This window comes from Arcticibacterium sp., from assembly GCF_055134445.1.
This window is the reverse complement of record NZ_JBSRVI010000023.1, coordinates 1-15,739: the sequence shown is the minus strand read 5'-3', so window position 1 is coordinate 15,739 and position 15,739 is coordinate 1. Positions and strand designations below refer to the sequence as shown.

Sequence of the window (15,739 nt, the reverse complement as noted above, 5' to 3'; positions counted from 1 at the left end):
TCCGATCTGGTAGTTAGCAAATCACCTTCATCTAATAAACTTCCCTGTCTCACTTGGAAATGATCCATAATGCCACTGAAAGGAGCTTTGATTTGAGTAAAACTTAAGTGAACCTCGGCCATAGACTGTTCTGCCTTGGCTTTATCGAATTTGGCCTTGGCTAGAGCCAATTCATTTTTAGATACAATATTGCTATCAGCCAAAGACTTGGTATTCTGAAATTCTATTTCTGCAAAATTGGTCTCTGCTATAGCTTTTTGCAGTTCGGCTTTATACATGGCTGGCATAATCTGAAACATCATTTGCCCTTCTCTTACATACTGTCCTTCATCTACATAAATCTTTTGTAGATATCCTTTTTCTAGAGCTCGTAATTCAATGTGTTGAATCGAGTGTATTTGGCTGACATAATCCTTGGTAATAGTGGTGTCTTTAAGCATTGGACTTGTGACCAAAAATTTGGTTTCCACTTCCGCTTCTTTTTCCTTTTCTGAGTGGCAGCCTGTAGTGCAAAACAATGCACACAAGCTTAAGAGCATGAGAACTTTCTTCATTATTTAATTTAGTTTTAGTAATACGTATGAGGGGTTCTCAGAAAAGACTGAACGGAATAATGCCATCATATCTAATTCTTTAAGGCAGGCCTAAAAAGAATTTCTGAGAAAGAAAAAAAATAGTGGGTGATCAGACTTTAGATTAAAAGTCCGATAGATTTTATCTTATATCTGGAAGACCTGAAATAAGAGATACTTGTTGTTAGATGATAGCGACTCACTGAAATGTAAGCCATTAGAAACACTTAAAGTAGAGGTAAAATCAGCTTTAAACACATAAAAAAAAGCAGTATGATAAATACTGCTCTCGCTATGATTAGAAAATGAAACTAAATCATCTTCGTCTTCTTCTTTTTCCTCAATTCCGAAAGTGTAATCTTCATGCCCTAAATGCTTCTTATCAGAAGAAAGAAGTTTAACCGTATTTTGGCTGGCATCTTGAAAAGTGAAATTACCGTAATCTGAAAAGCTTACATCATTAAAATGGCTATCTGTATCCTGAGAACTAAGTTGGACGAACCCACTCAGCAGGAAAACACATATAGGTAAAATAAATTTTATTAGCCTTGCCATCGAATGCGAAACTACCTCCGGATGTTCTCAACCACAAAAGGAAAATTATATTTTTATTCAAGAGCAAAGCCATAAACTTTTTAGAATCCAGTAATAAAATGATATAATCATAAATGAACAATTTGATTTGTTAAAAACAAAGAAAACGTCATAGGAAGGAAGACCAATTTATTTAGAGCTTTTTCTTCCAAATAGGCATTTTGGGCTATCTTGCGTTTATCATAAACCCTAGCATAATAAATACCATGAGAAGACTTTTTACACTTGTCTGTTTTTGCTTTTCACTTCCTATTTTAGCCCAAGAAAACCCTTCAATTACTTGGTGGAACCCTGCCAACAGTAATATTAAGGTGATAGAAGGACAAGCATGGCCAAATGAAATAGGAAGTCCTTATGGAAGACTCCCTGAAAAAGCAGAAAAAAATGTAAGCTCTGCCATCTGGAGTTTATCTAGACAATCTGCTGGTCTAATGATACGGTTTAGGTCAAACGCATCAGAAATAAAAGTGCGATATGGCACAACCAAAAGCCAAGAAGGAGAAAAAGTTTTCGAGCTAAACCATATGCCAGCCACGGGTGTTAGCGGTGTTGATTTATATGCCATAGACGCCGAAGGCAAAGAAATGTGGTGTGCAGGTAAAAGGAGTTTTGGAGATACTTGCCAATACGATTTCACCCAATTAAACCCAAACGATGCTTACCATAAACAAGGTAGAGAATATCGTCTTTTCTTACCATTGTATAATAAAGTTTCATGGTTGGAAATTGGTGTAGATGCTCAAGCTATTTTGGAGCCACTGGCAATTAGAAAAGAAAAGCCCATTGTCATTTATGGCACTTCCATAGCACAAGGTGCCTGTGCATCTAGACCAGGTATGGCTTGGACTTCTATTTTAGGCAGAAAAATGGACCGACCATTAATCAATTTAGGTTTTAGCGGAAATGGAAGACTAGATGCTCCTATCATTGATTTAATGACCGAAATTGATGCCAAAGTTTTTGTGCTTGATTGCCTACCAAACCTGATACCTGATGCATGGGAAAGAAGTGGGATTTATAAATCTGAAGATTTGAAAGATAGAATTATGGCTGCTGTTCGAGACTTAAGAAATAAAAGCAATATGCCTATTCTGGTGGTAGAACATGCTGGCTACACCGAATCCATGATAAACGACCATAGAAAAGACCAATATCAAACCGCGAACAAGGTTCAGAGAGAAGCTTTCCAGCAATTGAAATTCGAAGGAATTCAGGATTTATTCTATCTCACAAAAGAAGAGATAAACTTAGGATTAGATGACATGGTGGATGGTACTCATCCAACAGACTTGGGCATGCAACACTATGCCGAAGCTTATGAAAACAAGCTCAGAACTATTCTTAAGGAACCTAAAGGTACATTAAGCACGACCATACCTGTCACACAATACAGAGAACCGGGTAATTACGATTGGGAAAAACGCCATACAGAAATCTTAGAAATAAACGCTACGGCTCCTCCTAAATCCATTATTCTCGCAAATTCTATCATTCACTTTTGGGGAGGCTTACCTCGTACTAAAGTGGTGAGAGAGGAAGCTTCTTGGGAAAACATATTTACACCAGCGGGGGTAAAAAACTATGCCTATGGTTGGGATAGAATTGAGAATGTTCTTTGGCGAGTTTACCATGGGGAATTGGACGGTTTTGCTGCTGAAAATATTCTGGTAATGATAGGCACCAATAATTTACAATTAAATTCAAATGAGGAAATAATTATTGGTCTTAAGTCGCTGATAGAAGCCATTAAAGTGAGACAGCCAAAATCAGAAATAAGATTAATGGGCTTATTACCAAGAAGAGCCTTCGAAAGCAGAATAGAAGACCTCAATGTTTTGATGGCAGCTTTAGCGGGAGATTTGAATGTGAAATACGGTGATTTGGGAAGTGAATTCTTAAATGACGATGGCAAGATAAAGGAAGATCTGTTTTCAGATGGCTTGCATCCCAATGCGGCGGGATATCTAATATTGAGAAAAGGTATGCAACCATTACTCGGTATTTAACATTACAGTCAAAAGAACTTAATTCGGAAGCTTTTTGCTCCTACTTTTTACCCATTATTTATTCATAAAAAAAGCTCGCTTTGTAAAAAAAGCGAGCTTCTATATATTAAATGTGCTAATTACATAGCAGCTTCTAATTTCTGAGTCAAAACGTGTTTAGGCACTGCCCCAACAATTTTATCTACCATTTCTCCATTTTTGAAAATCATCAAAGTAGGAATAGAACGTATTCCGAATTCCATTGGCGTGGCACTATTGGCATCAACATCCATTTTACCCACTATTGCTTGGTCTTCGTATTCACCAGCTATTTCTTCAACTACTGGTCCAATCATCTTACAAGGTCCGCACCATTCAGCCCAAAAATCCACCAAAACTGGTTTGTTTGAAGCTATTAATTCCTTAAAATTTGCGTCGTTTATTTCAATTGCTTTACCTGCCATTTCTTATTGTTAATTTGAGTTCAGCAATGTAACATCTATGTTCTTTGATTTAGTTCCAAAGGCATAAAATCTAATATGCATAAATATTTAAAATAGAATCATTCTATTTTATTCCTCAAAATACTTTTCCAATATAATGCATGGACTACTTCAGGAAATTTTAAGTCGCATTTGCTCTCGTTTTCTCCCTAATTAGCAACGTATTATCAAAATTTTTAAAAAATGAGACCATAAAATCCTTAAAAGAAAAGTCATATTGATGATATTTTAACACATTACATCAAAGTAATAGTCAAATAAGTATTACCAATATTACCATATTTTTTATTTAGTATTAATTAATTGTTAAATTATAAAGGCTCATTTAGCTTTGTAATAATCAGTATTTAAATAAAAACAAAGTAATGTCCAAAAATAAATTGGCCGAGAAAGCCTTAAAAGCATTTCTAAAAAGTATTAAAAAAATCAAATCCATTGACATCAAAAAAGGCCTTTCTGAAAGTGGTAAAGTTTTATCTAAGCTAACACTTGTAGCAAATTCAAAGAAAAGCGATTCTAAAAAGAAAAAAGAGTCTAAAAAGGTTAAGCCTGAAGCCAAAACAAAATCAAAAGATAAGTCTACTAAAGGTAAAACCACCGTAAAAAAAGTAGACCCAAAATCTAAATCGAAAAAAAGCGAGACAAAAGCTAAAATTGAAAAACCTTCTTCACCAAAAAAAAAAGTAGAAGAAAAGCCTAAAAGTGCCATTGTTTCAAAACCAACAACAGCCGTAAAACCTCCGGTAACGGTAAAGGCTGCAGCACCTAAAAAGGTAGAAGAGAAATTGACAGCAATGCCGGCTGCTACCGCCAAAATAGTAACAACCAAACCTGTTGTAGGAAGTACACCTAATCCAGCAAAAAAAATCGTAACCACAAGAAGAACGGCTAAAGTTGTGGTTGGTGATAACCTGAAATTAATAGAAGGTATTGGTCCAAAAATAGAGTCCTTTTTAAAGGAAGATGGTACCGATACTTTTGAAAAATTATCAAAAGCAAACGCTGACGATATCAAAAAAATGATGGTAGAAAAAGGAGGTACAAGATACAATGCAAACAATCCTAGCACATGGCCAGAGCAAGCAGCCTTGGCCGCTAAAGGTGATATGGAAGGTTTAAAAGCACTTAAAGAAGAACTAAAAGGTGGTATAAAACCAGCTTAAGCAAAACTTACATTCCCATCACCACAGAGTTCTAAAAGCTCTTGATAAACTTTTTTGTTAATGTCGATTTTTGAATTTCTACTGAATAAGTTCAAGTTCAATTGTTCGGCATTATCAAAAATGTTGAATTTTAGCTCAAAATTTCCAGGATGAGCATTGCTTACCGCTCTCAAATCTTGGATAAAGGCTTCATTTATTTTATTCAACTCTATTTTAAGGTTCACTTCTTTAAAACGTTGTTGCTTAATTTCAGAAAGGAGCTGCATTTCTTTGGGCTTAAATTCTAATTCATCCTCTCTATTCCACCTGGCTTGAATTTTCCCTCTTATAAATATAAACTGACCTTCCATCAGATAGTTATTGAAAGCCACATGGTCTTTTCCGAAAAGCATCATTTCTAAGGAACCTGCGTAGTCTTCCAGTTTGAAAATAGCAAAAGGGTTACCATTTTTAGATTGCCTATGCTGCACCATGGTTATCACTCCTCCAATGCTAAAATCTCTATCTCTATTTTCGGGAGCAATCAGGGTATCTAAGGGTTTACAAAGACTCATTTCTATTGAAAATTGGTCTAGCGGATGCCCAGAGATGTAAAAACCGACTACATCTTTTTCATACTTTAATCGTTCAATATTTCCCCATGGCTCTACCTTTTCGGGTACTGGATTGGCCACAGCTCCACCACCTGCGGCCTCACCAAAAAGAGAGGCTTGTGCAGAGTTTTTATCGTCTTGAATCTTATTGGCATAGCGAATCAACATTTCAATGAAATTCCCACCTTGCTGATATTGAGCGAAATACTGGCTTCTATAAACATCTTCAAAACAGTCAAATGCTCCGGCGTAAACCAGAGATTCTAAAGTTTTTTTATTGACCGTCCTCAGTGTTATCCTGGTCATAAAATCATAAATATCTTTATAAGGGCCATCCACTCTTTTAGCGATAATATCATCGACGGCAGCATCTCCACTTCCTTTTATTCCTGCCAGTCCAAACCTTATCTCTCCATTTTCGTTCACACCAAAACGCTTGGCAGACTCATTAACGTCTGGTCCTAAAACAGGCAAACCGAGTGCCCTACACTCCTCCATAAAGAAGGTGATTTTGTCAATATTACCCAGCTGAGAGGTCAATACCCCTGCCATGTATTCTGAGGGATAGTGCGTCTTTAAATAGGCTGTTTGATAAGCCACAAAAGCATAACACGTAGAGTGTGATTTATTAAAGGCATATTGGGCAAAGGCCTCCCAGTCTTTCCAGACTTTCTCCAAAACCTTTTCAGCGTGACCATTTTCGGCTCCACCTTCCAAAAACTTACTTTTAAGCTTATTTAGGACTTCTATCTGCTTTTTACCCATGGCTTTTCTAAGCACATCGGCATCTCCTTTGGTAAAATTGGCAAGCTTCTGAGACAAAAGCATCACTTGCTCTTGATAAACCGTGATACCGTAGGTTTCAGCCAAATGCTCCTCCATGTCCGGTAAATCATAAGTAATCGCTTCTCTCCCATGCTTTCTATCAATAAACTTAGGGATATAGGCTATTGGACCCGGTCTATAAAGGGCATTCATCGCAATCAAGTCACCAAACTGATCGGGCTTAAGCTCCTTCATGTACTTTTTCATACCATCAGATTCAAACTGGAAAATGGCATTGGTCTCCCCTCTTTGAAAAAGAGCATAGGTTTCTGGGTCATCCAACGGAATATAATCTATCCCGTTTTCCATCAAGTCCAGTGTTCTTTTCTGCTTTTCTGTGGCGTTATCCTTATCTATCCCTTGACCATGATTCTCCTTGATCATTCTAAGGGCTTCCTTAATAATGGTAAGATTTCGAAGACCCAAAAAGTCCATTTTAATGACCCCAGCATCTTCTATTATCTTTCCTTCATACTGCGTAACAAGCAGTTCGGAGTCTTTAGAAGTACTCACAGGAACAATATCTGAAAGATCATGCGGTGCAATGATAATACCGGCAGCGTGTATACCTGTATTTCTCACAGTTCCCTCCAGTTTTTCAGCTTGCTTTAAAACCTTAGCTTCCAGTCCATTACCATGATAAAGGTCTCTAATTTTCTGAACATTGGCCACCTCTTCTGGGCTTAGGCCCATAGAATGTAAACTTTTAGGGCCGTTTTCAGGATAGTGAATAAGTTTCTCAAAATTTATCCCGTATGAGGGCTTATCGGGTACCATTTTGGCAATATAGTTGGCATCTGACAGCGGTAAGTCCATTACCCTAGATACATCCTTAATGGCAGATTTTGTGGCCATGGTACCATAGGTAATGATCTGAGCCACTTGGTTTTTACCATACTTTTGCACCACATAATCAATCACTTTCTGACGGCCTTCATCATCAAAATCGGTATCAATATCGGGCATTGACTTTCTATCCGGATTTAGAAAACGCTCAAAAAGTAAATTATACTTTATCGGGTCAATATTGGTAATTTCAATACAATAAGCTACCACAGAACCCGCCGCCGACCCTCTTCCTGGGCCTATCATCACATCTAGCTTTCTTCCTGCATCAATAAAATCCATCACAATGAGGAAATATCCAGCAAAACCCATGGTTTTAATGGTAAAAAGCTCAAAATCAATACGTTCCTTTACTTCTTCCGTAATTTCCCCATACCGTTTCTTAGCTCCCTCATAGGTCAAATGTTGCAGATATTCCCATTGATTTAACTTATCGTCAGCATGCTTTTTAAATTCCTCTGGAATAGGAAAATTAGGAAGCATGATATCCTGCTTCAGCTCCAAGGTTTCTACTTTTCCAACGATCTCATTGGTGTTGTCAATAGCCGCAGGAATGTCGCTAAATAGCTGAGTCATTTCTGCCGTAGTTTTAAAATAAAACTGGTCGTTATAAAAGGCAAATCTACCCGCTCTATTTCCTCCCTCACTTTCATCGTCATAGTCTTTCATCTTTGGCGTAGCGAGTTTTTCGTTGGTGTTTACACACAACAAAATATCATGGGCTACCCAGTCTTCTTGATCTACATAATGTGAATCATTAGAAGCTATCACGTTTACATTATACTCTTTCGCCCATTTAAGTAACACCTTATTTACCGTGTTCTGGTCGGGTATATCGTGCCTTTGAATTTCTATATAATAATCTTCGCCAAATCTATCCAGCCACCATTTAAATTCCTCTAAACCAGCTTTCTCTCCGTGTCTAAGTATTTCCTGAGGAACTCTAGCACCCAAACAGCAAGTGGTAGCAATCAGCCCTTCCTTATATTTCTCTATTAAGGCCTTTGTAACCCTAGGATACTTACTATATAAGCCATCCATGTAACCCAAAGAACACAACTTGATAAGGTTTTGATAACCTTTTGGCGACTTTGCCAAGAGAAGTTGGTGATACCTTTTATCTTTTTTGTCTTTGGTAAATTGTTTTATAGTGTGATCATCTACCACATACAACTCACAACCTACAATAGGCTTTATCCCGAATTTCCCTGCGTTGGCCACAAAGTCAAAAACGCCAAACATATTGCCATGATCTGTAATGGCCACGGCTGGCATATTGTCGTCTTTCGCTTTCTGAAAAATCTTTTTAATACTAGATGCACCGTCTAGAAGAGAAAACTGAGTGTGATTATGAAGGTGGGAAAACTGCATTGGCGGTCTTATGGGAGTCTTTAAAAACTATATAAAAGCATTCCACTTCAATAAACGGACCTTTAGGCTTGTTTATCAAGAGAAGCAATAGTTTTAATAACTTTGATTCTTTTTTAAGAGTTAAAATTCACTGAAAATGGTTTACAAAATTAGCCGATTTAGGAGCTCATTTCGGGCTAAAGAAGAAAAAAAACTTTTGATTTGAAAATGACCTACTTTTAACTATCTTTGCAGCCCAATTTACTTTTTTGTACTAAAACTGTTTAAATCGATGCCAAAACAAAAAACAAATTCTGGAGCGAAGAAGCGTTTCAAAATTACTGGAACAGGTAAGATTGTACGTAAACATGCATTTCATAGTCATATTTTGACTAAGAAGTCTAAAAAGCGTAAGTCTATACTTGCAGGTTCCACGCTTGTTCATCCAACAGATGAAAATCGTATTAAAAGCCTATTGGCTCTTTAATCAACATTAATTAATTATTGGTTCAATTGTTTCACCCGACAAAAGGCTAAGAAAGAATACGTTTTAAGCGTATCGCCTCCAGTCAAAAAACTTAAAGATTATGCCACGTAGTGTCAATCATGTAGCGTCGAGAGCAAGACGAAAAAAAGTGCTTAAACTTGCCAAAGGATTTTTTGGTAGAAGAAAGAATGTTTGGACAGTAGCGAAAAACGCTGTTGAAAAAGCATTATGTTACGCCTATATTGGCCGTAAGCAAAAGAAAAGAAACTTCCGCAAGTTGTGGATTGTCCGTATCAATGCAGGTGCTAGACAGCACGGGTTATCTTATTCTGTTTTTATGAATAAGTTATCTACTGCTGGTATTGATTTAAATCGTAAAGTATTGGCTGATTTAGCAATGAATCACCCAGAGACTTTCAAAGCGATAGTAGAAAAAGTGAAATAATAGCGAAATTCATTTCGCTTGGAAAATGAGACCTCCTTTTGGGGGTCTTTTTTTTGCTTTAAGTCTACCGAAAAATAAAGTATGTGACTAATGCAGACTTAGAAAGTCTATAATTGGTAGCTTTGCGTAACTTAAATAGCTTGCTATCATAATTCCATTAAAAACTCAACGAATATTTTGAAGATTAGAATCCTTAAGATATTACTTTTTGTTCTTACTTCCTCTCTGCCTGGATTATCACAGATTAGTATTGATTTGCCTATAAACATGTCGGTTTTTCAAAGGAACAGCAGTAATAACGCCACTGTATACATTGCAGGAACCTACCAAAATCCAATAGTCACCTCAATTCAAGCCAGATTACTTAACCCAGGCACTACTACGCCTATTTCAGGTTTCGACTGGCAGATCATTCAATCCAATCCCACTAAAGGGAAGTATTATGGGCAATTGAACGCCGTTCCGGCTGGATGGTACACTTTAGAGGTTAAACTGGTCAATACGAATGTCACTTTAAGCACCACCTCAGTAGCTAAATTAGGGGTTGGGGATGTTTACCTTATTTCTGGGCAATCAAATGCGGCGGGTATTGATCCATTAGATGCAAGTGCTTACGTAGATCCTCCAGTGATGAATAACGAGAGAAGTCTCAGTCATAATTCGGTTCAAGGTTGTTTCGCAACATATCCAGACTTTGCTCAACTTTCTGCCATAAATACAGGTCATAAAATCTCAGTATCTGGCGAAAGCCCATGGGCATATAGTGTTCTTGGAAACAATTTAGTGAATAATTTAAACGTACCCGTCGCTTTTTTTAACGGAGCAGCTGGTGGAACTAGTATAGAAAATTGGCTTGCAAGTTCAAATGGTTTACCCACCAATGGAGTGCATCAACCTTATAATGGTAGTCAATATTGTAATTCTGTAGGTGCACCATATAATATTTTCACAAAAGCCTTAAAATATTACCCTAATCTTTACGGTGTTAGGGCCATTATTTGGCATCAAGGTGAAACGGATCAGGCTATAAATACCTCTCAATCTGATTATCAGAATAAATTGACTTCTTTTATCACTAAAACTAGGACAGACTTTGGTGCTATCATCCCATGGATGGTGAGTCGTGCTAGTTATTTTGAAGGTAATACTTCTGTCAATGTGATTAATGGCCAAAACGCTCAAATCAACGCATCAAACCAAGTATTTGCAGGACCCATAACAGACGGATACACTTCTTCAGACAGAACAGATAATATTCACTTCAATGCATCTGGGATGAGCAAATTTGCGGGTGACCTATATAATTCAATAACTGTCGGAACATTTCTCTCATCCTCTACACCTATACCCTCTAAAACGGTACCAGAGACATCTATCAGTGTTTCAAACGGCTCTGTTACCTTAACGGCTCCAGGAGGCTATAGCAGCTATAAATGGGTTTCAGGGAATAATATCAATGGAAATGCAGAAGGAACCAGTGCGAGTTATTCTAACTCGAGTGGAACTTACAGATGCTATTTAACAGACGGAAATGGTAATGTGACCATGAGCCAAGCTGTAAACATCAGCAACATTATTAGTCAGCAAAGCCTTTCTAGTACCTATGTAGATAGTCTTTATTTGTCAAATTATACGCCGTATAGTATTCAAAATGGTTTAGGTCCAGTTTCTTTCGACCAAAGCGTTGGAAGTACGGCCAATGAAGGGGACGGTAGTATCATGGAAATCAAAGGTAAATCTTTCACTAAAGGAATAGGAACGCATTCTGGCTCTGAGCTCATCTATAAAATGAAAACGGGTCTACATGCTAGATTCAAGGCTTCCGTAGGGATTGACGACGATTCTTTTAGTGGTGCTGGCGTTATTTTTAAAGTTTATGGCGAAAATACCCTGATATACACCAGCCCTACGCTTACAAACCTATCTGATGCCCTAAACATTAATGTAAATATTGCAGGGTATACTAGTATTAAATTGGTGGTAGAAAATAGTGGAGGATCGGTAGCTGCGAATCAGGCGGATTGGGGGAATGCTCGTATTATCTTCGACAAACCTAAGAACTTAACTTTCCCAAAAATATTTCCGACCTGTGTGGAACTCAATTGGACATCCGAAAATGATATGAATGGTATAGCATCTTATCAAGTTTTCAAAAATGACATTTTACAATCCAACGTTCCTGCCGGCACATTGAAATACACTTTCACGGGACTGAGCCAATCTACTTCCTATAAGTTTAGCGTTAAGGCTATTGATACAAATGGCTATGAAAGTCCGAAAATAGATAGTACCATACTAACTAGCGATATTACCGTTTCCTATTCTGCCAACAATCAAGTATGTATTGGCAGCCCATCTATTCCTAGCTTCTCACCCCTAGGAGGTACTTTCTCCATTAATAACAAGCCAGACTCTGTTACTTTCAGCCTCAATGCAAATACGGGAGAAATACTATTTGGTTCCGATGGTTTTGTACAATTAAAATATACTTGGGGTGTGGGAACAACTTGTGAAGGCAATAGAACTTTCTATGTGGGAGGTTTAGTTAAACCTAACGCACCAGTAATAAGCAATGTCATAGATAGCTTAATAAATAAAGGAACTTCTGTAACATATAATGCCTCAGCCTGTGCAAGCAGTTATACGCTTGAATGGTATAATCAAAGTAATAACCCTAGCATCACTGTTACACCCACCGATACCAGCACATACTTTGCATATTGTAAAAATTCAACCTGTTATAGCAACGCTTCTAATAAAATAAAACTGAAAGTAATACCGGATTGCCCAAACAGCTTTCTATTAAAATCTACTGTTGATGATTTGAGCTATGGCTCAAAATCTTTTAATTTTTCTGCCTCCCAAACGATAACTGCCTCAAATAAATTGACCAATCCCACTGGAGCAGCTTACAAGGCGGGTCAAAAGATATTACTGACACCTGGTTTTGAAATTAAACCTGGGTCTGTCTTTTCGGCAACAATTGGCGGCTGCCCATAAAATATTACTGCCAAAAAAATACGATTCCTGACAAACTGTCACAAATCTTTGAGCATTACGCCCTTGGCATATTGATTGTTCATTTCTTGGCATAATGAATTTTAAATAAAAAAAACGATAAATATAACATGGGAAAAATCATAGGAATTGACTTAGGAACGACTAACTCCTGTGTGGCAGTAATGGAGGGAAGTGAGCCTGTTGTTATTGCCAACAGTGAAGGAGCAAGAACAACGCCTTCTATTGTGGCATTTCTAGAAAATGGTGAAAAGAAAGTGGGTGCTCCTGCCAAACGTCAAGCCATTACTAATCCGAAAAACACAATTGCTTCGGTTAAGCGTTTCATGGGTAAACAATATTCTGACGTAAGTTCAGAACTGAAAACCATAGCTTACGATGTAGAAAAAGGAAATAACGATACGCCAAGAGTAAGAATTGGTGATAGACACTATACTCCCCAAGAGATCTCTGCTTTCATTCTTCAAAAAATGAAGCAAACGGCAGAAGATTATTTAGGGCAAGAAGTAACTGAGGCTGTAATTACAGTACCAGCATACTTTAACGATGCTGAAAGACAAGCGACAAAAGAAGCTGGTTTAATAGCTGGACTTGAAGTGAAAAGAATTATCAATGAGCCTACAGCCGCTGCATTGGCTTATGGTCTTGACAAGCAAGACAAAGATGCCACAATTGCGGTGTTTGACCTTGGTGGTGGTACTTTTGATGTATCTATCCTAGATTTAGGAGACGGTGTGTTTGAAGTGAAATCTACTGACGGTGACACGCATTTAGGTGGTGATGACTTTGACCAAGTAATCATTGAGTGGTTAGCAGATGAATTTAAGAAAGACGAGGGCGTAGACTTACGTCATGACGCTATGGCTCTTCAACGTTTGAAAGAAGCTGCTGAAAAAGCTAAAATGGAGCTTTCTAGCTCTTCTCAGGCAGAAATTAACCTTCCATATATATTCCCTGTGGATGGTGTGCCTAAGCACTTAGTACGTTCTTTATCAAGAGCCAAGTTTGAGCAACTAGCAGATTCTCTTTTTACGAGAATGATGGAACCTTGCAAAAGAGCCATGAAGAATGCAGGTATCTCAAATAGCCAAATTTCTGAAATTATACTTGTGGGAGGTTCTACTAGAATCCCTAAAGTTCAAGAAGAAGTAGAGAAATTCTGGGGTAAAAAACCTTCTAAAGGTGTAAACCCTGACGAAGCTGTAGCTGTTGGTGCCGCTATTCAAGGTGGTGTATTAACAGGTGAAGTGAAAGACATTCTTTTATTAGATGTTATTCCTCTTTCTTTGGGTATTGAAACCATGGGAAGTGTATTTACTAAAATGATTGAGTCTAACACCACTATCCCTACTAAGAAAGTAGAAGTATTCTCTACGGCTGCCGAAAACCAGCCTTCTGTAGAGCTTCACGTTCTTCAAGGTGAAAGACCGTTGGCCAATCAAAATAAGTCTCTAGGAAGATTCCATTTGGATGGTATCCCACCAGCAGGTAGAGGAATTCCTCAGATTGAGGTCACTTTTGATGTAGATGCTAATGGTATCTTAAATGTTACAGCCAAAGATAAAGGAACAGGTAAAGAGCAAAACATTCGCATTGAAGCTTCTTCTGGATTATCTGACGAAGAAATTCAAAAGATGCGTGACGAAGCCAAAGCCAACGAGGAGTCTGACAAAGCTGAGAAAGAGAAAATTGAAAAAATAAACGCTGCAGACGCAATGGTATTCTCTACGGAGAAACAATTGAAAGAATATGGCGATAAACTTTCTGAGCCAAATAAAACGGCGATTGAAGCTGCATTGACTGAGCTTAAAGCTGCTCATGGAACAGCCGATTTAGTGGCAATTGATGCTTCTATGGAGAAAATCAATACTGCTTGGCAGGCTGCTTCTCAGGAGATATACGCCGCTCAGCAAGCTGCTGATGGTGCTGACCCTATGGGTAGTGCTGGAGCAGACGCAGCGGATGCAGCCCCTTCTGATGATGAAGGTGTTACTGATGTAAACTTTGAAGAAGTAAAGGAAAGTGATGCTAAATAATTAGCAAAGCTTTTAGCATAAATTCAATGAGTAAAAGAGGCTGTCTCCAAATTGTGAGACAGCCTCTTTTTTTATTTGCATTCCTGTCTGAGAATATTTTCTAACAAGCAATTCTCAGAGTTACTTTTCACTTATGAGACCTCCTCCTTTTTAAACCCAAAATCTCCAAAACAACTGCACCTATAACTGGAATAAGGTAAAATCTTAGTCATTACAATATTATTTAAACAACAAAATGTTTTAACCCGCTTTATGCATTGGAGAACCGTAATGACTAGCTCAAGTGTAATAAATCAGACATTTAAACGAGATTAGCATAGCACCGCTATGATGATTGAGTTTAAATGGGTGTAGCCTGTGCTGAGCTTGACGAAGTAAACTGATTTGAAGCAATTTAGCTACGGTCTCGATAGCTATCGGGAGATTTTCTATTGTATAAAGTGGGTTTTATCCAGCAAATTCAATAAATCATAGATTTGCCTTCGGAAAGACAACAATATAATACGTACGTCAAAAAGCTATGTACGTCCAATACCACTTACAGTGGCGTGATTCTTGGGATTGGAACCTGAGTAACTCATAGCCTAAAAAAAATAATTGAATCAAGATGGAAGTTCCAGAAAAGCATATCAGAGAAAAGGAAAGACTAGCAGAACTATCGTCGTATTCTATTTTGGATTCTATGCCAGAGCAGGATTACGACAACTTAACGGCTATAGCCTCTCAAATTTGTGACACACCTATTTCCCTAGTTAGTTTAATTGATGAAAATAGACAATGGTTTAAATCTCACCATGGTACAGATATTTCAGAAACGCCAAGGGAAGTGGCTTTTTGTGCTCATGTAATCAATGATTCGAAAAATTTCTTGATGGTAGAAGATGCCAGAAAAGACGAACGATTTAAAAACAATCCCTTGGTAACGGGAGAACCCAACATCATATTTTATACTGGAGTTCCTTTGTTATCTGAAAGTGGACTGCCTCTTGGTACCTTATGTGTCATTGATACTAAACCCAAAGTTTTAACACCGTACCAGTTGAGTTCTTTGCAAGCTCTTTCTAGACAAATTATGGTATTAATGGAGCTTAGAAAAAAGGAAAGGTTGTTAGAAGCAGCATTAGAAGACCTTAAAGAAAGAAATAAGGAGCTAGAACGATACGAATTCATTTCTGTCCAAGACCTAAAAACACCGCTGGTTAGTATTTCATCAATGACCAGCGGTGTTTTTAGGTCTTGGACAGAAATGAATTCGTATCGTTCTAGCTCCTTATTTCTTTCTTTAAGGTCTTCTAATGCTGCTTCTAACAACCTTTCCTTTT

At 37.7% G+C, this 15,739-nt stretch carries 11 protein-coding genes; 7 read left to right on the top strand and 4 right to left on the bottom strand.

Annotation, left to right across the window (positions count from 1 at the left end; all coding sequences use genetic code 11):
- Together ACTBZY_RS03130 and ACTBZY_RS03125 are read right to left on the bottom strand one after the other, a co-directional pair.
- On the bottom strand, positions 1-554 hold a 554-nt coding region (locus ACTBZY_RS03130), incomplete at its 3' end, for an efflux RND transporter periplasmic adaptor subunit (RefSeq protein ID WP_463044873.1).
- A gap of 165 nt (positions 555-719) precedes the next feature.
- Positions 720-1,127: a hypothetical protein gene (locus ACTBZY_RS03125; RefSeq protein WP_463044872.1), complete on the bottom strand. Its 408-nt coding sequence runs from the start codon at positions 1,125-1,127 to the stop codon at positions 720-722.
- 245 nt (positions 1,128-1,372) lie between these two features.
- Here ACTBZY_RS03125 and ACTBZY_RS03120 point away from each other — a divergent pair, with 245 nt between their 5' ends.
- Positions 1,373-3,172 (top strand): SGNH/GDSL hydrolase family protein, encoded by a 1,800-nt coding sequence (locus ACTBZY_RS03120; protein WP_463044871.1) that lies wholly within the window; start codon positions 1,373-1,375, stop codon positions 3,170-3,172.
- Positions 3,173-3,291: 119 nt separating this feature from the next.
- Here ACTBZY_RS03120 and trxA read toward each other — a convergent pair whose 3' ends face one another.
- The gene (gene trxA, locus ACTBZY_RS03115) at positions 3,292-3,615 is read right to left on the bottom strand and encodes a thioredoxin (protein WP_463044870.1); all 324 of its coding nucleotides are present in this window, start codon (positions 3,613-3,615) and stop codon (positions 3,292-3,294) included.
- A 404-nt stretch (positions 3,616-4,019) separates the two neighbouring features.
- Between trxA and ACTBZY_RS03110 the strand changes: the two genes are divergently transcribed.
- Positions 4,020-4,817, top strand: a complete 798-nt coding sequence (locus ACTBZY_RS03110; RefSeq protein ID WP_463044869.1) for a hypothetical protein — start codon at positions 4,020-4,022, stop codon at positions 4,815-4,817.
- Here the strand turns inward: ACTBZY_RS03110 and dnaE are convergent.
- On the bottom strand, positions 4,814-8,452 hold the full coding sequence (dnaE, locus tag ACTBZY_RS03105; protein ID WP_463044868.1) for a DNA polymerase III subunit alpha: 3,639 nt from the start codon (positions 8,450-8,452) through the stop codon (positions 4,814-4,816). The two genes, ACTBZY_RS03110 and dnaE, sit on opposite strands and share 4 nt — an antisense overlap.
- Positions 8,453-8,723: 271 nt before the next feature.
- Here dnaE and rpmI point away from each other — a divergent pair, with 271 nt between their 5' ends.
- From rpmI to ACTBZY_RS03080, 5 genes are all read left to right on the top strand, one after another.
- Positions 8,724-8,918 carry a 50S ribosomal protein L35 gene (gene rpmI / locus ACTBZY_RS03100; protein ID WP_463044867.1) on the top strand — a complete coding sequence of 65 codons (195 nt, stop codon included), beginning with the start codon at positions 8,724-8,726 and terminating at the stop codon, positions 8,916-8,918.
- A gap of 100 nt (positions 8,919-9,018) precedes the next feature.
- A complete protein-coding gene (rplT, locus tag ACTBZY_RS03095) occupies positions 9,019-9,363 on the top strand; it encodes a 50S ribosomal protein L20 (protein ID WP_463044866.1) in 345 nt (114 codons plus the stop codon).
- Between the two features lie 177 nt (positions 9,364-9,540).
- Positions 9,541-12,363 (top strand): NPCBM/NEW2 domain-containing protein, encoded by a 2,823-nt coding sequence (locus ACTBZY_RS03090; RefSeq protein ID WP_463044865.1) that lies wholly within the window; start codon positions 9,541-9,543, stop codon positions 12,361-12,363.
- Between the two features lie 128 nt (positions 12,364-12,491).
- Positions 12,492-14,417 (top strand): molecular chaperone DnaK, encoded by a 1,926-nt coding sequence (dnaK, locus tag ACTBZY_RS03085; RefSeq protein WP_463044864.1) that lies wholly within the window; start codon positions 12,492-12,494, stop codon positions 14,415-14,417.
- 607 nt (positions 14,418-15,024) lie between these two features.
- Positions 15,025-15,739: GAF domain-containing protein (locus ACTBZY_RS03080; RefSeq protein WP_463044863.1), on the top strand; the 715-nt coding region annotated here is incomplete at its 3' end.

Excerpts from the sequence above, each read along its gene's own strand:
- ACTBZY_RS03125 (WP_463044872.1), bottom strand. The coding sequence starts at position 1,127 with ATGGCAAGGCTAATAAAATTTATTTTACCTATATGTGTTTTCCTGCTG.
- rplT (WP_463044866.1), top strand. The coding sequence starts at position 9,019 with ATGCCACGTAGTGTCAATCATGTAGCGTCGAGAGCAAGACGAAAAAAA.
- ACTBZY_RS03110 (WP_463044869.1), top strand. The coding sequence starts at position 4,020 with ATGTCCAAAAATAAATTGGCCGAGAAAGCCTTAAAAGCATTTCTAAAA.
- trxA (WP_463044870.1), bottom strand. The coding sequence starts at position 3,615 with ATGGCAGGTAAAGCAATTGAAATAAACGACGCAAATTTTAAGGAATTA.
- dnaK (WP_463044864.1), top strand. The coding sequence starts at position 12,492 with ATGGGAAAAATCATAGGAATTGACTTAGGAACGACTAACTCCTGTGTG.
- rpmI (WP_463044867.1), top strand. The coding sequence starts at position 8,724 with ATGCCAAAACAAAAAACAAATTCTGGAGCGAAGAAGCGTTTCAAAATT.
- dnaE (WP_463044868.1), bottom strand. The coding sequence starts at position 8,452 with ATGCAGTTTTCCCACCTTCATAATCACACTCAGTTTTCTCTTCTAGAC.
- ACTBZY_RS03120 (WP_463044871.1), top strand. The coding sequence starts at position 1,373 with ATGAGAAGACTTTTTACACTTGTCTGTTTTTGCTTTTCACTTCCTATT.